Raw genomic sequence first — 19,727 nt, 5'->3', positions numbered from 1 at the left:
CCGTCCGTGAACGCCACGCGATACCTGCGGCGCCACCGGAAGCCCGCGATCGTCGTCGCCAGCGGCGCGCTCTTCGCGTCCGGCTGGGCCGTCGGCTACTTCCACGACCTCGAGGCGGCGAGCGCGGCGCTGATGATCCTCGCGGCGGTCGTCGGCGGCTACGACGTCGCGACGAAGGCCTACCACACCTTGCGGAGCGGCACCGTCGGCATCAACACGCTCGTCACCCTGGCAGCGGTCGGCGCGATCCTCATCGGGGAGTACTGGGAGGCCGGCGCCGTCGTCTTCCTGTTCGCGCTCGGGAACTACCTCGAGGCGCGCACGATGGGCAAGACCCGCGCGGCCCTCGAGGAACTCCTCGAGCTAGCGCCGGACACGGCGATCGTCCGCCGCGGCGGGGAGCGCGAGGCGCAGAGCGCCTCGGACAGACGAGCGGCGGAGCCGCGAGAAGTCGAGGTCCCGGCCCGCGAGGTCGAACCGGGGGAGACCGTGCTCGTCAAGCCCGGCGCGAAGGTGCCCGTCGACGGCGAGGTCGCCGACGGGGAGAGCGCCATCGACCAGTCGCCGGTCACCGGCGAGAGCGCGCCCGTCCGCAAGTCCGCCGGCGACGAGGTCTACGCCGGGACGATCAACCAGGAGGGCGCCCTCGAGGTCGTCGCGACTAGCACCGGTCGGGATACGACGCTCGAGCGGATCATCCGCCGGGTCGAGGAGGCCCAGGAGGCGACGGCGCCGACCCAGACGATCATCGAACGGTTCGCCCAGTACTACACGCCGGCGATCGTCGTGCTGGCGACCGGCGCGTTCGCGGTCACGGGCGACGCCGTCCTCGCGCTGACGCTGCTGGTCATCGGCTGTCCCGGCGCGCTGGTGATCGGTCCGCCGGTGAGCATCGTCAGCGCCATCGGGAACGCGGCCCGGAACGGGGTGCTCATGAAGGGCGGCGAGCACCTCGAGACGGCCGGCGCGATCGACCTCGTCGCGTTCGACAAGACCGGCACGCTGACGCGCGGAGAGCCGACCGTCTCGCGCGTCGAGGGAGTCGGCGTCGACGACGAGGCGGTCCTGCGCTACGCCGCGATCGCCGAGAAGAAGAGCGAACACCACCTCGCGGACGCCATCCTCGAGGCCGCCCGGGGCCGCGACGGGGCTCCTTCGTCCGGGTCAACGGTTACGGACGGCGGCTCGAGCGTTTCCGTTTCCGACGGCGGAGCGACCCTCGAGCGAGCGGACGACTCGCCCCTCGAGCGGCCGACGATCCCCGACCCCGACGACTTCGCGGTCGTTCCCGGTAAGGGCGTCGTCGCGAGCCACGGCGGCCGCACGATCGTCGTCGGCAACCGCGCGCTCCTCGAAGAGCGCGGGATCGACGTCTCCGATCAGATCGCCGACCGCGTCCGCGAGCGCGAGGAGGCCGGCGAGACGCCGGTCCACGTCGCCCTCGAGGGTGAGGTCGTCGGCCTCGTCTCGATCCGGGACGAACTCCGGTCAGCCGCGGCCGACGTCGTGGCGGCGCTGAACGCGGCCGGGATCCGGACGGTGATGCTGACCGGCGACAACGAGCGGACCGCGCGGGCGGTCGCGGAAGCCGTTGGGATCGACGACTACCGCGCGGAGCTGCTCCCCGAGGAGAAGCAGGCTGCCATCGAGTCGTTCCGGGAGGAAGGCCACGTCGTCGCGATGGTCGGCGACGGCATCAACGACGCGCCGTCGCTCGCCACCGCCGACGTCGGGATCGCGATGGGCGCCGCCGGGACCGACACCGCCATCGAGACGGCCGACGTGGCGCTGCTGGCCGACGACCTAGCGCGCATCCCGTACGCCGTGGGGCTCAGCAAGGCGACCCGGTGGAACGTGACGGAGAACGTCGCCATCGCCGTGGTCACCGTCGCCCTGCTGCTCTCGGGCGTCTTCGCCGGCTACGTGCACATGGCGAGCGGCATGCTCGTCCACGTCGGTAGCGTGCTGCTGGTCATCCTGAACGGTATGCGGCTACTGCGGTACTGACGATCGATTTTCCACTATCACACTTCACCACCACAACCCAACAGCTGCCAATGAGTAACACACCAACTGCGACCCGAGAATCCGATCGGACGAACTGGACCGTCGACTACGACGATATCGAACCGATCCGCGTCCGCGACCCCGTCGCCGAGGCGCTGGCCGTCCTCGAGCCGGGCGAGCCCTTCGTCCTCACCTACGAGGACGTCGTGACGATCGCCGGCCACTCCTGTCCCACGACGGCCGGCGCGTACCGGATCGCGAAGGCCGGCCTCGAGGCGCTGTACCCCGACGACCTCCCCGTTCGCGGCGACGTCGCCGTAACCGCCGGCGGACCGCGCGACGACCCCGCTTACGGCGTCACCTCGAGGGTGATCTCGTACGTGACGGGCGCCGCGGGCGAGGACGGCTTCGGCGGCCTCGCGGGCGGTCACGGCGACCGACGGGACCTGCTGCGGTTCGGCGCCATCGGGGTCGATGGGATCGCGTACGAATTCGCTCGCACCGACACGGGAGAGTCCGTCCGGGTTACCTACCGCGTCGAGGAGGTCCCGACCGGCGGTCCGGCCACCTCGAACCTGCCGAAGCTGGTCGACGGGACGGCGACCGAGGAGGAACGGACCGCCTTCGCCGAGGACTGGCACGGCCGCGTCCGGGCGATTCTGCGCGGCGACCGGTACGTGACCGTCGAATCGCGGTGACGGCGATCCCGCGATCGTCCGCTCGAACACGAGTCGCCGAGGAGAACGGTCTCTCGCGAATTCAGTTCACCGGGGCCGACTACGTCCTCGTAGGCACGAACCTCGACCTCGAAAAGTCCGAGTCGGCGCTCGAGGAACTCGCCGAGAAGGGGATGGCTCCCGAATCCGAACGAGTCCCGGTCGTGAGGTCGTCGCGACACAGTACGCCGCCGGTACGGCGGCTCGAGTCCCGTTCCCGCGGTCGAAACTTTCGGCAGGATTATAGCCCCCTGCCGCCGACTACCCGAGACGCATGGAGGAGCGAACGAGGGCCTATCTCCGCGGCCGATTCCGTGATCACTACCGACGCACGGAGATCACGCCGCCGCCCGCGGCGAACGAGCGCGAGTGGGGGTACATCCCCTTCACCGAGGGCCCCGGGACCACGATGGTCCGGCACAAGTCGCTCCTCGAACTGGGCTCGCTCGAGGACTTCCTCGAGCGCAAGCGGCCCCAGCACGTCTACTTCTCCGTCGGTCGCTACCGCGACCCCGGGGCGAGTTCGATGAGCAAGAAGGACTGGCGGGCCTCCGACCTCGTCTTCGACCTCGACGCCGACCACCTCCCGAGCGTGACGCTGGGGGAGGACTCCTACGCGGAGATGCTCGAAAAGTGCAAGGACGCCCTCTTTCGCCTCCTCGACTTCCTCGAGGACGACTTCGGCTTCGAAGCGCTCGAGATCGTCTTCTCGGGCGGGCGGGGGTACCACGTCCACGTTCGCGACGAGAACGTGCTCCACCTGGAGCGCGAACACCGCCGCGAGATCGTCGACTACGTCCGGGGGATCGGCCTCGACTTCGAGCGGCTGATCGAGACCGAGACCGTCGCCGGACTGGGGCGAAAGACGCCCACGGAGCGACGAACCCTCCGGATCTCGGGCGGCTGGGGGAAACGGATCCACGGCTACTTCATGGACTTCGTCGACGAGTTGCTCGCGATGGAGGAGGACGAGGCCCTCGAGCGCCTCCAGGAGTTCGAAGGCATCGGCGAGGGGAAGGCGCAGGCGACGCTCAACGCCGCCCGGAACAACCGGGAGGGCCTCGAGGCGGGCAACGTGACGGTCCACACGGCGGTCGCCCAGCTCGCCGAACGGTTCGCCGCGGAGGCCGTCGAGCGCGACAACGCGCCCATCGACGAACCCGTCACGACGGACACGAACCGGCTCATCCGACTGCCGGGAAGCCTCCACGGCGGCAGCGCCCTCAAGGTGGTCCGCATCGACCGCGACGACCTCGAGGCGTTCGATCCCCTCGTCGACGCCGTCCCGGAGACGTTCACGGGCCACGAGATCGCCGTCGACGTCACCCGCGGCGGAGAGGTCGAACTCGGAGGCGATACGTTTACAGTATCGGAAGGTGACCAGTCACTACCCGAGTACGTCGCCGCGTTCCTGATGGCGCGCGGCAGGGCGGAGAAGGAGAAGGAAGCATAACATGAATCTCGAGGAACTGCGCACGGTTCAGAGCAAGGAGCGCCAGAAGGACAGCCTCCAGAACCTGCGCCCTTCGTTCTACCGGGAGGTCGGCGACTACATCGCCGACCTCGAGGCCGAGCGCGAGCGCGTCGCCGACGCCGCGGACGACCCCTTCTCCTCGCCCGAGGTGGGCCGACTCACCGACGAGATCGAGACCGCCAAGGACGTCGTCGAGGCGATCTACGAGCGCCGGATGGGAAAACTCGTCAAGCAGGCCAGCCTCGCCGCCGCCGGCATGCCCGCCAACGACGAGGGGCTGACCGCCGAGGAGGCAGACCTCTTCGACGACCTCATCGACCGCATTCAGGGCAACAAGCGTCGGGTGCTGGACGTCCTCGAAGGGGCGGAATCCGCCCCCGGCCCCGATGCCCAGGCGGCGGGCGATACAACCGCCGCGGACGCGAACGGGAGTACCGACGGGCCGACCGCGGACTCCGCGACGGACGAGCGACCGTCGCCGAACGAGCAGGCGCGGTCGACGACGGCCGACGACGCGCCCCCGGCCCCGCCGGAGTCGCCGGCCGCCGACGGCGTCTCCGCCGCGGACGTGATGGGCGGCGACCCTCCCTCGTCCGATCCACCGGGTGTCGAGACGGCCCCCACGGACGGGAGCGAGGACGCGAGGTCGACGAACTCCACGTCCACGCCGTCAGCCCCGTCCTCCGGATCGGGGACCGATCCGCGCCCGTCCGACGCCGATCCGACGGCGGCGGACGACTCGAGCGCGCAGGGTGCCGAATCCCGCGGCGACACCGGGGGCGGAGCCGGCGCGGCCCCCGACCGGGAGGTCGACCGCGTCACCGTGAGGATCACCCGCGACGTCGGCTCGATCCTCGGCGTCGACGACCGGGAGTACACCCTCTCGGCCGACGACGTGGTCACGCTGCCCGAGCGGAACGCCGATCCACTGGTCGAGCGGGACGCGGCGGAACCGCTCGAGTGACGGCCGATTCTCGCGGCCCCGTTTCTCCCGTCGACCGAGACGATCGGTCGCGCAGAGCGATCGTCGAACGTCCCCCGCGGAAGACGAAACCGGAATCACAATACATACAACGGCAGTCGCTAACACGCTCCTATGCTCGACGTTGGTGACACCGCACCGGAATTCGAACTCGAGAATCAGGACGGCGACCTCGTCCGCCGGTCGGACTTCGAGGGGCAGCGACTCGTCGTCTACTTCTACCCCCGCGCGAACACGAGCGGCTGCACGACCGAGGCCTGCGGGTTCAACGACGCGAAACCCGACTTCGACGACCGCGACGTCGCGATCGTCGGCATCAGCGACGACCCGGTCTCGGACCTGGAGTCGTTCGCCGACGAGTACGACCTCGAGTTCGACCTCCTCTCCGACGAGTTCGGCGAGGTCGCGACCCTGTACGAGTCGTACGGCGAGAAACAGATGTTCGGCAACACCTTCGACGGCGTCTTCCGCAACACGTACGTCGTCGGCCCCGACGGTCGCATCGAGTCCGTCTACGAGGGCGTCACGCCCGACGGCCACGCCGAGGAGGTGCTCGAGGACCTCGAGGCGGCCGAAGTCGCGCCCTGACCGGGTCTCGACGATTTCCGCGCGCTCGCGACTTCTCGCGGTCTCTCGCAACCTCGAGAGCGGCCGCGCTGCGCTCGATAGCGCGATCACCCCGGGTGCGTCTCGGACCGGTCGGCCGCGCGGTTGTCCACCGCACCGAGTTCCCCCTCGATCGATACGTCCTCGAGCGGGACGTGGGTACCGTCTCGGTGTGACGCTCTCCGGTCGCCACCTGCGCTCGTCCGCCGCGCGTCCGGTTGATCGTTGGGATGGCGCTCGTGATGGCACGGCCGGACGGCGGTCGGATGCGCCGCCTCGACCGTGCCGCACGATGGCATACCCATACCACTTCAGTATTAGGGGCCGAACGCACGTTCAATGAGCGCGTCAGATGCGCCGTCCGGGGCGGACTCGTCGGGTGAATCGAATACCGACCGCGACTCGAGGGGCGCCGACGGCGAACGCCCGTCCGCGAGGCGTCCGATGTCGCTCGAGGAGATCCGCGGCGTCTACGCGGACCAGGCCGATATGATGGCGCGGATGGCGTGGGCCGATCGGCTGTTGGCCGGGCGGTACCGCCGCCGCGTCTTCGAGCGGGCCGAGGGTCGAGTGCTTGACGTCGCCTGCGGCACGGGGACGAACGTCCCGCACCTCCCCGGCTCCGTCGAGTACGTCGGCGTCGATCTCAGCCCGGAGATGCTGGCGAACGCCGAGGATCGGTTCGACGACCTCGAGCGAGGCGACAACCTGCTCGAGATGGACGCGCAGAACCTCGCGTTCCCCGACGACGCGTTCGACACGGTCGTCTCGTCGCTGTCGACCTGCACGTTCCCCGACCCGGTCGCCGCCCTGAACGAGATGAACCGCGTCTGCAAACCCGACGGACGGGTGTTACTCCTCGAGCACGGTCGCAGCGACCTGGGTCCGATCGCGCGATTCCAGGATTGGCGGGCAGACGCCCACTACGAGAAACACGGCTGTCGGTGGAACCAGGACCCCCTCGAGTCGCTCGAGCGGAGCGACCTCGAGGTCAGCTACGTCTCCACCTGGCTAGCCGGCATCCTCACGGGGATCAGGGCCCGGCCGGCGTGAGCTATATTACTCGTACACAAATCAACGCGGCCCGTTAGGCCCGACGCGGCGCAATCGCGCCTATGACCCTCGCGCCGCTCGGAATCGCCCTCCTCCTCTGTGTCCTTCCGTCCCTGCTGTTCCTCGGACTCTGGCACGGCCTCTGCCGTATGCGACGACACTCGTTCGTCACCCGCACCTGCGAACGCGCGGGTCGCGACGACCCGACGGTCACGTGGGGTGACGTCTTCGACGCCTACGCCGACCCGGAGAAGCGCCTTATCGGCCCATCGCCCTCGTCGAACTCGCGGTCGCGGTCGCACCACGCGCAGGACGATCGGTGTCCCATCTGCGAGGCGGATAACGATTCCTTCGCGTCGTTCTGTCACGGGTGTCTGCGGCGACTCGAGTGACGTGGCCGTTGTTGGCTGGTAGATTCGATGGTAGGGGTTACCAACTCGAGATGCTCTTTGAGCGTGGGTTAGGGCAGGTTTTGGGTCGGGGCAGATAAGAACAGATAGACGCCAGCGGAGGTGCTAAACTAGATAGTGTCCCTGAAACAGTTCTGGTCAAACACGAACAGTTCCAATCCCCCGGTTGTATACTACAGAAGGAATTACTGAGAGAGAACATATCTATAGGCTGCTAATTTCGAGAGTCCGTTCGAATGACGGTGATTCAGGCGGCCACGAACGTCGGTGCGAGGGCCACGGCGAGGGGTTGCGGACGTTTCGCGTCTCCAAGATCTCTCGGTCGAGGACCACCACCGGGGGGACACATAATCCTTTCTAAATAAGCGTTTTGTATACGTTCGAGAGATATGTACGTGTGGCATGAAGAAGCTTATCAATGATCCGGAAAACGTAGTAGACGAGATGCTCGACGGGATGGTCGCGGCGTACCCGGACCGACTGCGTCGACTGGACGGGACGAATGTACTCGTTCGGAACGACGCCCCTGTCGACGACAAGGTCGGGATCGTCAGCGGCGGTGGGAGCGGCCACGAGCCGACCCACGCCGGCTATCTCGGCGACGGGATGCTCGACGGCGCGGCGGCGGGGGAGGTGTTCACGTCGCCGACCGCCGACGAGATCAACGAGACGATCCAGGCCTGCGACGCCGGCGAGGGCGTTCTCTGCGTCGTCAAGAACTACGAAGGCGACGTGATGAACTTCGATACCGCGGCCGAGATGGCTGCGATGGAGGACGTCGACGTCGAGCAGGTCGTCGTCAACGACGACGTCGCCGTGGAGGACTCCACGTACACGTCCGGCCGACGCGGCGTCTGCGGCACGATCTTCGTCCACAAGGTGGCGGGGGCGGCAGCGGAGCGCGGCGAGGACCTCGACGAGGTCCGGCGCGTCGCGGAGAAAGTCGTCGACAACGTCGGGACCATGGGGATGGCGCTCACCTCGTGTGTCACCCCGGAGAAGGGCGCGCCGACGTTCGATCTCGGCGACGACGAGATCGAGCTCGGCATCGGCATCCACGGCGAACCCGGCGTCGAGCGCACCGACATGATGGACGCCGACGAGATCGCCGCGGAGCTAACGACGGCGGTCCTCGAAGACGTCGAACCCGAGGGAGAGGTCGCCACGATCGTCAACGGGATGGGCGGCACGCCACTGTCGGAACTGTTCATCGTCAACAGGGCGGTGCAGGACCACCTGGAAGACGAGGGCCTGGAGACGTGGGACACCTGGGTAGGGGACTACATGACATCGCTCGAGATGGCCGGCTGCTCGGTGACGGTCCTCGACCTCGACGACGAACTCAAGGGTCTACTGAGCGACCCGGCGAATACGCCGGCGTTCAAGGTGTGATCCCTCGGACGATCTGGACCCCAAAGATATTATTGCTGAGTAACTGTACCACGGATCATGGCTTCTCGAGAGACGGAGTGCGAAGCGATTCTGGAAGCGGTCGACCGGATCGCCGCCCGGATAGAGTCAGAGAAAAAATACCTGACCGACCTCGACTCGGCGATCGGCGACGCCGACCACGGGGCGAACCTCGACCGAGGATTCAAAGCCGTAGTCGAAACGCTCGATCAGCAGGAGGACGCCGACGCGCAGGACCTGGTGAAGACGGTGGGCACGACGCTTATTTCCGAGGTTGGTGGGGCGTCAGGACCGCTGTACGGCGGCTCCTGTATGCACGCGAGTCAGGAACTCGAAGCGGGGATCACCGCCGAAACGACCGTCGCGTTCGCCGAAGCCTATCTCGAGAAGCTACAGGACAGGGGCGGCGCCAAGGTCGGCGACAAGACGATGGTCGACGCGCTGACGCCGGCGGTTCACACCTACAAGAAGTCGATCGAAGTGGACGACCTCCCTCCGCTGGAGGCGCTGTCGAAAGCCGTCGACGCGGCCGAACGGGGCGTCGAGTACACCGTCCCGCTCAAAGCGGTCAAGGGCCGCGCCTCCTACCTCGGCTGGCGATCCGTCGGTCACCAGGATCCCGGCGCGACGAGCACGCTGCTGATCCTGGAGGAGCTGCTCGCCACCGCCGAGGAGTACCTCGACGGCGACGTCGACCTCGACGCCACGTCGCCGACGATCCCCGACGAGGATCCGGAGGAGGTGGAGGAGTAGCATGATCGGACTACTCGTCGTCTCTCACAGCGGGAAAGCTGCAGAAGGGATCAGGGACATCTCCCTCGAGATGGGCGGCGACGACGCCCGGATCGAGGCCGTCGGCGGCGACCCCGACGGCGGGATCGGAACCTCGGTCGACGACATCGGCGCGGCGCTGGAGCGACTCGCCGACGAGACCGACGGCGTGGTCGTCCTCGTCGACCTCGGCAGCGCCGTCATGAACGCGGAGGTGGCTATCGAATCCGTCGACGACGTCGAGTGCGTCGTGGTCGACGCGCCGCTTCTCGAGGGGACGCTCAACGCGGCCGTCGAGGCGTCGAGCCCGAACGCGACCCTCGACTCCGTCGAACGGGCCGCGACCGAAGCGATCGGTCTCTTCGAGTAGGGAGAACCGCCGGAATTTGGTGCTGATCGTCGGGAGTGACGGACCGAAACCAACCGGGGAAATAAAGTCGCACTCCGGCCAAGATTCGAACTGGTATGGAGCGTATCGTAACAGTGGTCCCCGAGGCTGGCCTGCACGCTCGTCCGGCGTCCCGGTTCGTGCAGACGGCCAACGAGTACGACAGCGAGATCACGCTGGAACCGGTCGACGACGGGAAGTCCGTCAACGCACGGAGTATGCTCGCGGTCACGGGCCTGAACGTCGAGTCCGGGGAGGACGTCCGACTCGTCGCCGAGGGGGAGGACGCCGGGGCCGCGCTCGATGCGCTGGCCGAGGTCCTCTCGTCGCCCGAAGACGGCGACGAGGGGGCCGAGGAATGACCGAACTCGGTGGCGTCGGCGTCACGCCGCGCACCGGATACGGGATCGCCCGCTGGCACGACAGGACGATCGACCTGGGTGAGCCCCCGGCGCCCGAGATCGTCGACCCGGGCGACGAACTGGCGGCGTTCGAGCAAGCGCGTGACGCGGCGCGGGCGGCCCTCGAACGCGAACGGGACCGCGCCAGCGAGCGCGTCGGCGAGGCCGAAGCCGAAATCTTCGACGCCCACGTCCAGTTTCTCGACGACCCCCAGATCACCGACGGCGTCGAGTCGGCGATCGAGGACGGCCTGCCGGCGGCCCACGCCGTACGGGAGACCTTCGACGGGTTCGTCGACCAGTTCGAGGGGATGGACGGGCGGATGGCCGAGCGCGCCGACGACCTGCGGGACGTCCGCGACAGGCTACTGCGCCTGCTGGTCGACGACGAGAGCGCCACGGAGCCGTCCCGGACCGATGGGCCGGACGCCGACGAGCGGATCGTCCTGCTGGCCGATCGACTGACGCCCAGCGACACTGCCGATCTCGACCCGGATCGGGTAGCGGGCATCGTCACGAAGGCCGGCGGGCGGACCTCCCACGCGGCCATCCTCGCGCGCTCGCTCGCCATCCCGGCGATCGTCCAGGTCGGAGACGCGCTCGAGACGATCGCCGACGGCGACCGCGTGCTCGTCGACGGCGAGGACGGTCGAATCGTGGTCGATTCCGACGACGAGGCCCTTGAGGCGACAGCGGAGTCAGGCCCCGAGATTCGCCAGGGGCCGGTCGAGACGACCGACGGGAAACACGTCGAGGTGGCCGCGAACCTCGGCGGGACGGGCGAACTGACGCCGGCAGTCGAGAGCGGCGCCGACGGCGTCGGCCTGTTCCGCACGGAGTTCCTGTTTCTCGACCGGGAGACGCCCCCTACCGAGGACGAGCAGTACGACGCCGTGACCGACGTCCTCGACGCATTTACCGGCGACCGGGTCGTCGTCCGAACGCTCGACATCGGCGGGGACAAGCCGGTCCCGTACCTCGAGCTGCCGGAGGAGTCCAACCCGTTCCTCGGCGAACGGGGAATCCGACTCTCGCTCGACCGGCACCGCGATCTCTTCGAGACCCAACTCCGCGCGCTCTTGCGCGCCGCGGCGTCCGAGCACGGCGACGGCCTGGCGGTGATGTTTCCGCTGGTTTCGACGATCCCCGAACTCGAGGGGGCGCTCGAGGCGGTCGACGACGTCGCCGCGGACCTGGCCGACGAGGGGACCGAGCACGCCAGGCCGGAGCTGGGCGTTATGATCGAGACGCCGGCGGCCGTCCTGTGTGCGGATCAGGTCGCGGAGCGCGTCGAGTTTCTCAGCATCGGCACCAACGACCTGACGCAGTACGTCATGGCCGTTGACCGTGAGAGCGAGGCGCTCGCCGACCTCCACGATCCGCTGCACCCGCCGGTGCTCCGGGCGATCCGCCGGACGGTAGAGGCGGGGCGCGCCGAGGGCGTCCGGGTCGGGATGTGCGGCGAAATGGCCGGCGACCCGGACCTGACGGAGTTGCTCGTCGGCCTCGGCCTCGACGAACTGAGCATGAGCGCGGTGACCGTCCCGGCGGTGAAGCGTCGGATCGAGGAGACCAGCACCGACGACGCCGAGGATCTGGCCGAGCGAGCGCTCGAAGCCGATACCCGCGACGAGGTTCGGTCGCTGCTCTGAGAAGCGGGTGGTTCTCTGGGATATTCCGCCGGACGCAGTCCTGATCCGAACCGTCGATGCATGCCCGCTCTCCTCCGCTGGATCCGAACCGGGTATCCCGACGGATCTCTCTCGCCGGCACGATCGCAAACCGTACGTAGTTCGTATGGGTTGGGGCAGATTTGAACTGCCGACTTCCTCCGTGTGAAGGAGGTATCATAACCGGACTAGATCACCAACCCGCAGGGGTTGCTATCCGGTCGTCCGACTTAAGGTTTCCTTTCGTCACCGCGTCTACGAACTCGAGCGGCCGCCGAACCGCCGTCGGACCCGCCCGAGCCGCTCGCGCGCCTCGTTCTCGGCTCGCGCCTCGAGGTCCTTCACGTCCTCGAGGACGGCCTCGACGCGGGGCGACTCGGCCTCGGGTTCCGGCTCGCGGCCGAACCGCCGTCGAACGCGGACGACGACTGGTTCGGCGGCCTCCTCGAGTCCGAGACGAGCGTGCTGACTGGCGCGCTTCAGGTAGTATACGCTGTCGTGAAAGTGCTTGTTCATGCTAGATACCTACTCCCAATGTAGCGCCGCGTGGATATAGTCCTTTCGAGAGCAACAGAATTGGGATCCTACCGTAGGGAATACGAGACCGAACCGATCGTCCTCGGTTTCCGACGCGGAATTCGCCGTTCCGAACGCGTAACGGCCCCCTCACGCTCCTCCTCGAGTGTATTCGAGCGCTGCCGATCCCGACGCCGTTTCCCGTCGGGACGACAACGCCGGCGCCGCCGACCGGACCATCGTCGACCCCGAACCGAAGGTGCTGCAGATCCACTTCACCTCGACGTCCTCGAGGAGCGGGTTCGACTCGAGCGGACCGAAATCGACAACCGGGTGCGCTACGAACCGGCGTGAGACGACATTCCATGGACGAGAGACAGCGGGTCGCCGAGGAGCGGGCGACGGCCGATCTGGTGGTCGAGAACGGGCGCATCTACTGTTCGCACCGGCGCGACTTCCTCGAGCGAGACGTGGCGATCGTCGGCGATCGGATCGCGGCCCTCCTCGAGGACGCCGATCCGGTCGTCGACGAGGAGACGACCGTGATCTCCGCGGACGACCGGGTCGTTCTCCCCGGGTTGATCGACGCCCACACGCACGCCGACATGCGGGTGACGCCCGAGCGGGCCGCGCCCCACCTCCTGGCCTCCGGCACGACGTCGGTCGTCTCCGAGACGTCGGCCCTCGGCGTGCCGTTCGGCGCACGGGGTGTCGAGACGCTCCTCGAGCGGGCCGAAGACCTCCCGCTCTCGGTGTACTACTGTCTCCCGCCGCAGTCGCTGGCGGACACGTTCGCCCCCTCCGACGACGGCCGCGACGGGGGGAACGGCACGGGGCCGGACCTCGAGGCGGAGGTCGACGCGCTCGCGTCGCTGCTCGAGCGCGACCGGATCGTCGCCGTGGGCGAGATCGACTGGATCCACGTCGTCGGCCGTGACTCGCCGATCCACCGCCTCTGCGAGCGGGCCCGGGAGGCGGGGGCCGCGATCGTCGGCCACGGCGCCGGCTGTCGCGGTGACTCGATGCGGTCGTTCGCAACCGTCGTCGACAACGACCACGAGGCCATCTCCGCGGAGGGCGTCCGCGAACGCGCCGAGCACGGCGTCCACGTCGTCGGCCGCTGCGGATCGAACCGGGACGACCTGGACGCCCTCGCCGAGGCGTTCTCCGATCTCTCGCCCGCGAGCGTCTCGCTGTCGACCGACGGCGTCTGGCCGCCGGACCTGCTCGAGGGCTACGGGATGGCGGACGTCGTCCGGCGGGCGATCGAGGCGGGGATCTCCGCCCCGGACGCGATCGACGCCGCCTCGCGGAACCCGGCCGAACACTTCGGCCTCGAGGGCCGGGGCGTCGTCGAACCGCGGGCCTACGCCGACCTCGCGATCGTCGACGACCTCGAGTCGATGGCCGTGGAAACGGTGGTCGTCGAGGGCGCGGTGGTGGTCGAAGACGGGGAGCCGCTCGAGGCCGCCCGTTTCGCCGAACGGGCGGAGCCCTACCCCGACTACGTGTACGAGAGCGTCTCGATCCCCGCCGACCTCGAGCGGGACCGGTTCACCGCCCCGCTAGAGGCCGCACCTGGGGTAACGGTCCGGGCGATGGAAGTCGGTCGAGGGTTGGTGACGACCGAGACGACGGTCGAACCGGCGGTCGAGGGCGACCGCCTCGTCCCGGCGCCCGAGGAGGACGTGGTGACGGCGACGCTGTTGGCCACCGAGCCGGACACCGATCGAAGCTTCACCGGCTTCCTCGCCGGTTTCGGCCTCGAGGAGGGTGCCGTCGCGACGACGGCGACGTGGGAGGCGCGGGGCCTCGCGACGGTCGCCGCCGACCCGGACGACGCCGTGGTCGCGACCGAACGGGTCGCCGAATTGGGCGGCGGATTCGCCGTCGCTCGGGACGGCGAGGTCGTCGCCGAGGTTGCGATGCCGATCGCCGGTGGTGCCGCCGACGCGCCGGTGGGCGCGGTCGTGGCCGATCTCGAGGCGGCCGAGCGGGCGACGCGGGACGCCGGGGTCGACGTCGACGCGCCGCTGTTGGTGCTCCAGACGCTGACGTTCGTGGGAGTTCCGACGCTCAAACTGACGGCGTCGGGCTACGCCGACATCCTCGGGCGGTCGCTCGTCGGCCTCGAGCCCGAACCCGATTCGGAATCGGAGTAGCCGATCCCCGCGATCAGTAACTCGGCGCCTCCTCCGGTTCGCCGTCGCGCTGGTTGACCACCCGGGCGAGTGTGAACAACCCGTCCGAAAGGCGGTTCAGGTACTGCACCGCCTCCTCGTTGATCTCCTCTTCGGAGGCGAGTTCGACCGCGCGCCGCTCGGCGCGCCGGCAGACCGTGCGCGCGTGGTGGAGCTTCGCGCCCGACTCGCTGCCCGTCGGGAGGATGAACGACCGGAGCGGCTCGAGTTCCTCGTCGTACTCGTCGATCCACGCCTCGATCGTCTCGGCGTGCTCGGGTCGGATGACGTGGCCCTCCTCGTCTCCGTCGTCGTCTCCGTCGGTCCCGGAGTCGGGATTCGCGAAGTCCGCCTGCACGACGTGCAGGTGGTTCTGCACCGCGCGGAGGCGTTCGTCGACGTCGTCGTAGTCGGTCGGGCGGACGGTGCCGACGAGGGCGTTCAACTCGTCGACCGTCCCGTAGGCCTCGATGCGGGCGCTGGCCTTGGAGACTCGGCTCATGTCCCGGAGATCGGTCTTCCCGTCGTCTCCGCGACCGGTGTAGATCGGCATGGTCGTGTCGTCGGACGGATCGCACTTAGTTCCGCCGTCGTCACCGTCGCAGTCGCCGTCGTCACCGTCGTCCCTCTCGAGCAGCCACCCGTCGTCCGACGGGATCGGCCGTCGGCTGGATCGACGAAATCAGTATCTTAAACTCACCTCGCCCGCAAGCGTCGATCATGGCTCAGGAACTCGACCACGAGTGTCCGAACTGCGGCGGCGAGAAGACATTCTACCGCGCCGCCAGCACGACGCTCCACCTCGGCGAGAAGGTGAAGTGGCACTGCCCCGACTGCGAGTACGGCTTCGTCCAGATCAACGGGATCGACTCGAGTACCGCGTGAGGCGGGCGGGATCGGTCCGTTCTTCTCTCGTCCGTCGTCCGCGACCGTCGCTCGCGGCCGTCAGTCGTCACTAACGACGGGTTCGTACTCCGTGACCGATTTGCCGTCGACTCGGGTGAAGTAGTTCGCGAGCGCCGGGCCGCTCACGTTGTGCCAGACGCTGAACAGCGCCGGGATCAGCGCGGCGGCCGGATCGAACAGCGAGGTCGCCAGCGCGACCGCCAGGCCGCTGTTCTGCAGTCCGACCTCGAACGCGCAGGTTCGGGCGCGGTCCTCGGCCATGTTGAAGGCGTGCCCGATACCGTACCCCGCGCCGAGGCCGATCCCGTTGTGGAGGATCACGGCGGCGAAGACGAGCGCGCCCGCGGTGAGGATGTTCTCGACGCTCGCCCCGACGACGCCGGCGACGATGGCGACGATGGCGACAACGCTGACCGCGGGGAAGATCGACAGTCCCGCCCTGGCGACCGTCGGCGCGTAGCGGTCGAGCGCGTACCGGATCACCAGGCCCGCGAGAACCGGGACGAGGACGATCTGCACGATCGACGTCGCCATGTCGGCGAAGCTGACCGTGATCTCCTCGCCGGCGAGCAGGACCACCCACGCGGGCATGAGCAGCGGCGCGGCGATGGTCGTCACCGACGTGATCGTCACCGAGAGCGCGACGTCGCCGCGACCGAGGTACGTCATCACGTTCGACGCCGTTCCGCCGGGCGCGGCGCCGACGAGGATCAGTCCGAGGCCGATCTCCCACGGGAGGTCGAGGACCGCCACGAGCGCGTAGGCCGCCACCGGCATGACGATCCACTGGGCCATCGCGCCGATGAAGACGTCGCGCGGACGCTCGAGGATCCGCTTGAAATCGTCGGGGGTGAGCGTCAGCCCCATCCCGAGCATGATGACCCCCAGCAACAGCGAGATGTGCGGGATGACCTCCGTGAACGGGTACGGACTGTAGAGGGCGATCGCCGAGAACGCGAGCACCCAGACGACGAAGAACCTGCTCGTAAAATTCCCGATCCGCTCGAACGTATCGACGACGCTCATCGACCGTCCTCTCCGTTATTCGATCGCATACGCTGTACCGGAGTGTAATTATAATAAATGATTCTATCGCCGAACGGTACGGGAGCGCGGGTTCGGTAGCGCGGGGGTCGCGGTCGTCCCTACTGCTCGTCGTCAGCCTCGAGCGCCTGCCACGACAGCCGCGGGTTCCGCGCGGCGCTCGTCTGGTCGATCCGTCGTGCGGCGGTCTCGCGGGGTGCGGACTCGAGCGTCTCGTCGTCCTCGTCGGCGACGGCGTCGAACGCGGCGGCCAGTTGATCGAGGGTGTCTTTCCCCTCGATTTCGGTGGGTTCGGTCATCAGGGCCTCGGGGACGATCTCCGGCCACTTCGTCGTCGGCGGGTGGACGCCGTAGTCGAGCATCCGTTTGGCGACGTCGGCGGCGTCCTGACCGCCCGCGCTCGCGACGAACTCGTGGTGGAACGGTTCGTAGGGAACCTCGTACTCGATCTGGCTCGCGAGGTAGTTGGCGTTCAGGACCGCCTTGGCGCTGGCGTCGGTCAGCCCCTCGTCGCCCAGGCGGGCGATGTAGGCGAACGCCTTGATCAGCACGAGCCAGTTGCCGTGGTAGCCGTGGACGTGACCGATGGAGTGCTCGGGTTCGAACAGTTCGTACTCGAGGCCGCTGTCGTCGTCGGCCTTCCGAACCCGTGGCGAGGGGAGGAACGGCGCCAGCCGCTCGTCGACGCCCACCGGCCCCGCGCCGGGTCCGCCCCCGCCGTGGGGCGTGGCGAACGTCTTGTGGACGTTGTAGTGCATCACGTCGAAGCCCATGTCGCCCGGGCGAGCCCGTCCGAGCAGGGCGTTCAGGTTCGCCCCGTCGTAGTAGAGCAGGCCGCCGACGTCGTGGACCAGTTCGGCGATTTCGCTGATGTCGCGCTCGAACAGCCCCAGCGTGTTCGGGTTCGTGAGCATCAACGCGGCCGTGTCCTCCGAGAGGGCTGCCTCGAGCGCCTCGAGGTCGACCCGTCCGTTCTCGTCGCTGGGCAGCGAGACGACGTCGTAGCCGCCGAGCGCCGCGGTCGCGAAGTTCGTCCCGTGGGCGCTCTCGGGCACGATCACCTCGTGTCGGTGCTCCTCGCCCTCGTGCTCGTGGTAGGCTCGCGCCACGCGGATGCCGACGAACTCCCCCGCCGCCCCCGCGGGCGGCTGGAGGGTGACGGCGTCCATGCCGCCGATCCGGCCGAGGTAGTCCTGCAGCCGGTACAGCAACTCGAGCGTCCCCTGGATCGACGCCTCCGAGCGGTCGGGGTGGACGCTCGCCGGGGGGAGGGCCGCGACGTCCTCGGTGAACTTCGGGTTGTACTTCATCGTACACGACCCGAGCGGGTAGGGCCCGCTGTCGATCCCGTAGACCATCTGCGAGAGGCGCGTGTAGTGGCGCGCGAGTTCGGGTTCCGAGAGTTCGGGGAGCTCGAGGTCGTCCCTGGTCAGCTCGTCGGGCAGCGGCGAGTCGACCTCGCTCGCGCCCTCGTCTCCGTTAGCGCCGTCGATTTCGACCCTGGTCAGGTCCTTCTCCGAGAGCAGGGGCTCGTACCGGTCGTCGCGGACGTAGCGAGCTTGTTCGTAGCGCGCGCCGCCGGCCCGTTCGATCAGTCCGTCCTCGGCCGGCCGTTCGCCGTCGGTCGACCGCTCTTCCTCCTCGCCGCGCTCGCTCATCGGACCACCTCCCTGAGCGCGACGACGAACCGATCGAGCGCCTCGTCGGGGACGCCGGCGACGCAGAGCTGGATCTCGTGCTCGCCGACGACGTGGACGGCGAAGCCGAGGTCCTCGAGGTCCTCCGCGATGGCCGTCGCGGGCTGGTCGACGTGGGCGACGAACTCCCGGAAGTGCCGCCGATCGTGGACGGGCGCCGCGACCCCGGTGAGCGCGTCGACGCGCTCGGCGAGGTCCTCTGCCCGCGTCACGCCCCGTTTCGCGAGGTCGACGAGCCCCGAGGGGCCAAGGGAGGCGGCGTGTATCGCCGTTCGGAGGGCGACCCACGCCTGGTTCGTGCAGATGTTACTCGTCGCGCGCTCCCGGCGGATGTGCTGTTCGCGCGTCTGGAGCGTGAGGGTGAACGCCCGCCGCCCGGTCGCGTCCTCGCTCGCTCCGACGAGGCGGCCGGGGACCTGCCGGAGGAATTCCTCGCGGGTGGCGAAGAGGCCGAGCCCCATCCCGTAGCTAGTTCCCAGTCCCAACACGCTCGCGTCACCGACGACGACGTCCGCGCCGACGTCGCTCGGCTTCTGCAGCAGCGAGAGGGCGATCGGATCCGATCCCAAAACGAAGAGGGCGCCCGCCTCGTCGGCGACGTCGCCGATCTCCACCAGCCCCTCCTCGATCGTCCCGCGGACGGTCGGGTTCTCGGCGTAGACCATCACGACGTCGTCGTCGACCGCGTCCTCGAGCGCGGCGAGGTCGACGTTCGCGTCGTCGGTCGGATAGGACTCGACCTCGAGGTCGGTGCCGGCGACGTAGTTCTCGAGGGTGCTTCGACGACCCTCTCGCAGGAGGTCGGGGACGAGCACGCGGTGACCTGACGTGCTCCTGACCCGTTCGGCGAGGGTGGCCGCCTCGCCGAGGGCCGTCGCCGCGTCGTACATCGAGCAGTTGGCGACCTCGAGGCCCGTCAACTCGACCAGCAGCGACTGGTACTCGAACAGCGCCTGCAGGAACCCCTGGGAGATCTCGGGCTGGTACTGCGTGTAGGAGGTGAGAAACTCCGCGCGGTCCGCCAGGTGGTCGACCAGCGACGGGACGTAGTAGCCGTAGTGGCCCCGGCCGAGCAGTTCCGTGAGGGTGTCGTTCTTCGAGAGCGTCGAGCGAACCAGCCGCCTGGTCTCGCGCTCGCTCCGGGCGTCGATGCCGAACTCGTCGTCGAAGCGGACGTCCTCGGGGATATCGAAGAGGTCCTCCACCGAGTCGACGCCGACCGCCTCGAGCATCGCCTCGAGTTCGTCGTCCGTGTGGGGAGCGTACGGGCTCCCCGTGGCGTGTGATCCGTTCATGGGTGAGAAAGGTCCCGGTCGAACCGCACGGTCCGTCCGTCGAGCGATTCTCCACTCCCCCGCGTAGAATCGAGTAGGATTCTGGTCCGGGACACGTTACGCGCTACTAGCGAGTAGTGGATAATGAACGCACCTCTTTGGACCGTCACCCGACGGGCTGAGAGAAATTCAGCGCGAGCGGTCGTTCCGGTCGCTCGAGGC

Annotated in this window: 20 protein-coding genes and 1 tRNA gene; 14 read left to right on the top strand and 7 right to left on the bottom strand. The window is 68.5% G+C overall.

The genetic code is table 11. The features are described from left to right. The first annotated feature begins 6 nt into the window (after positions 1-6). The 5 genes from RJT68_RS14700 to bcp all read left to right on the top strand — a co-directional run bounded on the left by RJT68_RS14700 (position 7) and on the right by bcp (position 5,767). Positions 7-2,007 carry a heavy metal translocating P-type ATPase gene (locus RJT68_RS14700; RefSeq protein ID WP_407037305.1) on the top strand — a complete coding sequence of 667 codons (2,001 nt, stop codon included), beginning with the start codon at positions 7-9 and terminating at the stop codon, positions 2,005-2,007. 50 nt (positions 2,008-2,057) lie between these two features. Next, entirely contained in the window at positions 2,058-2,705 is a 648-nt protein-coding gene (locus tag RJT68_RS14695; protein ID WP_407037304.1) for an FmdE family protein, read from the top strand. A 292-nt stretch (positions 2,706-2,997) separates the two neighbouring features. Further along, positions 2,998-4,176, top strand: a complete 1,179-nt coding sequence (gene priS / locus RJT68_RS14690) for a DNA primase small subunit PriS (protein WP_407037303.1) — start codon at positions 2,998-3,000, stop codon at positions 4,174-4,176. A 1-nt stretch (position 4,177) separates the two neighbouring features. Beyond that, positions 4,178-5,161: a DNA replication complex subunit Gins51 gene (locus tag RJT68_RS14685; RefSeq protein WP_407037302.1), complete on the top strand. Its 984-nt coding sequence runs from the start codon at positions 4,178-4,180 to the stop codon at positions 5,159-5,161. A gap of 132 nt (positions 5,162-5,293) precedes the next feature. Beyond that, on the top strand, positions 5,294-5,767 hold the full coding sequence (gene bcp, locus RJT68_RS14680; protein ID WP_407037301.1) for a thioredoxin-dependent thiol peroxidase: 474 nt from the start codon (positions 5,294-5,296) through the stop codon (positions 5,765-5,767). Positions 5,768-5,853: 86 nt separating this feature from the next. Here the strand turns inward: bcp and RJT68_RS14675 are convergent, their stop codons facing one another. Beyond that, positions 5,854-6,084, bottom strand: a complete 231-nt coding sequence (locus tag RJT68_RS14675) for a hypothetical protein (protein WP_407037300.1) — start codon at positions 6,082-6,084, stop codon at positions 5,854-5,856. Between the two features lie 40 nt (positions 6,085-6,124). Here RJT68_RS14675 and RJT68_RS14670 point away from each other — a divergent pair, with 40 nt between their 5' ends. The 7 genes from RJT68_RS14670 to ptsP all read left to right on the top strand — a co-directional run bounded on the left by RJT68_RS14670 (position 6,125) and on the right by ptsP (position 11,870). Continuing rightward, positions 6,125-6,838, top strand: a complete 714-nt coding sequence (locus RJT68_RS14670; RefSeq protein WP_407037299.1) for a class I SAM-dependent methyltransferase — start codon at positions 6,125-6,127, stop codon at positions 6,836-6,838. Positions 6,839-6,900: 62 nt separating this feature from the next. After that, the gene (locus RJT68_RS14665) at positions 6,901-7,230 is read left to right on the top strand and encodes a zinc ribbon domain-containing protein (RefSeq protein ID WP_407037298.1); all 330 of its coding nucleotides are present in this window, start codon (positions 6,901-6,903) and stop codon (positions 7,228-7,230) included. Between the two features lie 420 nt (positions 7,231-7,650). After that, positions 7,651-8,640, top strand: coding sequence for a dihydroxyacetone kinase subunit DhaK (gene dhaK, locus RJT68_RS14660; protein WP_407037297.1), 990 nt, complete (start codon positions 7,651-7,653; stop codon positions 8,638-8,640). Positions 8,641-8,697: 57 nt separating this feature from the next. Beyond that, positions 8,698-9,411: a dihydroxyacetone kinase subunit DhaL gene (gene dhaL / locus RJT68_RS14655; protein WP_407037296.1), complete on the top strand. Its 714-nt coding sequence runs from the start codon at positions 8,698-8,700 to the stop codon at positions 9,409-9,411. 1 nt (position 9,412) lies between these two features. Continuing rightward, positions 9,413-9,799 carry a dihydroxyacetone kinase phosphoryl donor subunit DhaM gene (gene dhaM / locus RJT68_RS14650; protein WP_407037295.1) on the top strand — a complete coding sequence of 129 codons (387 nt, stop codon included), beginning with the start codon at positions 9,413-9,415 and terminating at the stop codon, positions 9,797-9,799. A gap of 95 nt (positions 9,800-9,894) precedes the next feature. Further along, positions 9,895-10,179 (top strand): phosphocarrier protein HPr, encoded by a 285-nt coding sequence (ptsH1, locus tag RJT68_RS14645; protein WP_407037294.1) that lies wholly within the window; start codon positions 9,895-9,897, stop codon positions 10,177-10,179. After that, positions 10,176-11,870, top strand: coding sequence for a phosphoenolpyruvate--protein phosphotransferase (ptsP, locus tag RJT68_RS14640; protein ID WP_407037293.1), 1,695 nt, complete (start codon positions 10,176-10,178; stop codon positions 11,868-11,870). Before ptsH1 ends, ptsP begins: the two co-directional genes overlap by 4 nt. Before the next feature lie 146 nt (positions 11,871-12,016). Here ptsP and RJT68_RS14635 read toward each other — a convergent pair. Together RJT68_RS14635 and RJT68_RS14630 are read right to left on the bottom strand one after the other, a co-directional pair. Continuing rightward, positions 12,017-12,091, bottom strand: a tRNA-Val gene (locus RJT68_RS14635). A 52-nt stretch (positions 12,092-12,143) separates the two neighbouring features. Next, a complete protein-coding gene (locus tag RJT68_RS14630) occupies positions 12,144-12,404 on the bottom strand; it encodes a DUF7553 family protein (protein WP_407037292.1) in 261 nt (86 codons plus the stop codon). A 365-nt stretch (positions 12,405-12,769) separates the two neighbouring features. Here RJT68_RS14630 and RJT68_RS14625 point away from each other — a divergent pair, with 365 nt between their 5' ends. Continuing rightward, positions 12,770-14,566, top strand: a complete 1,797-nt coding sequence (locus tag RJT68_RS14625; protein ID WP_407037291.1) for an adenine deaminase C-terminal domain-containing protein — start codon at positions 12,770-12,772, stop codon at positions 14,564-14,566. A gap of 13 nt (positions 14,567-14,579) precedes the next feature. Here the strand turns inward: RJT68_RS14625 and RJT68_RS14620 are convergent, their stop codons facing one another. After that, positions 14,580-15,137 carry a cob(I)yrinic acid a,c-diamide adenosyltransferase gene (locus tag RJT68_RS14620; RefSeq protein WP_407037290.1) on the bottom strand — a complete coding sequence of 186 codons (558 nt, stop codon included), beginning with the start codon at positions 15,135-15,137 and terminating at the stop codon, positions 14,580-14,582. Positions 15,138-15,304: 167 nt separating this feature from the next. Between RJT68_RS14620 and RJT68_RS14615 the strand changes: the two genes are divergently transcribed. Beyond that, entirely contained in the window at positions 15,305-15,469 is a 165-nt protein-coding gene (locus RJT68_RS14615) for a DUF7838 family putative zinc beta-ribbon protein (RefSeq protein ID WP_407037289.1), read from the top strand. Between the two features lie 60 nt (positions 15,470-15,529). On the opposite strand, the gene RJT68_RS14610 is transcribed toward RJT68_RS14615, so the two are convergent. The 3 genes from RJT68_RS14610 to gcvPA all read right to left on the bottom strand — a co-directional run bounded on the left by RJT68_RS14610 (position 15,530) and on the right by gcvPA (position 19,526). Further along, positions 15,530-16,516, bottom strand: a complete 987-nt coding sequence (locus tag RJT68_RS14610) for a bile acid:sodium symporter family protein (protein WP_407037288.1) — start codon at positions 16,514-16,516, stop codon at positions 15,530-15,532. Positions 16,517-16,635: 119 nt separating this feature from the next. Next, entirely contained in the window at positions 16,636-18,192 is a 1,557-nt protein-coding gene (gene gcvPB / locus RJT68_RS14605) for an aminomethyl-transferring glycine dehydrogenase subunit GcvPB (RefSeq protein WP_407037287.1), read from the bottom strand. Beyond that, on the bottom strand, positions 18,189-19,526 hold the full coding sequence (gene gcvPA / locus RJT68_RS14600; protein WP_407037286.1) for an aminomethyl-transferring glycine dehydrogenase subunit GcvPA: 1,338 nt from the start codon (positions 19,524-19,526) through the stop codon (positions 18,189-18,191). The genes gcvPB and gcvPA overlap by 4 nt, the downstream gene beginning before the upstream one ends. Between the last annotated feature and the right edge of the window lie 201 nt (positions 19,527-19,727).

This window comes from Halovalidus salilacus (assembly GCF_031852275.1).
Lineage (GTDB): Archaea > Halobacteriota > Halobacteria > Halobacteriales > Natrialbaceae > Halovalidus > Halovalidus salilacus.
Note: the sequence above shows the minus strand (reverse complement) of the source record. Positions and strands in the feature narration are given on the sequence as shown.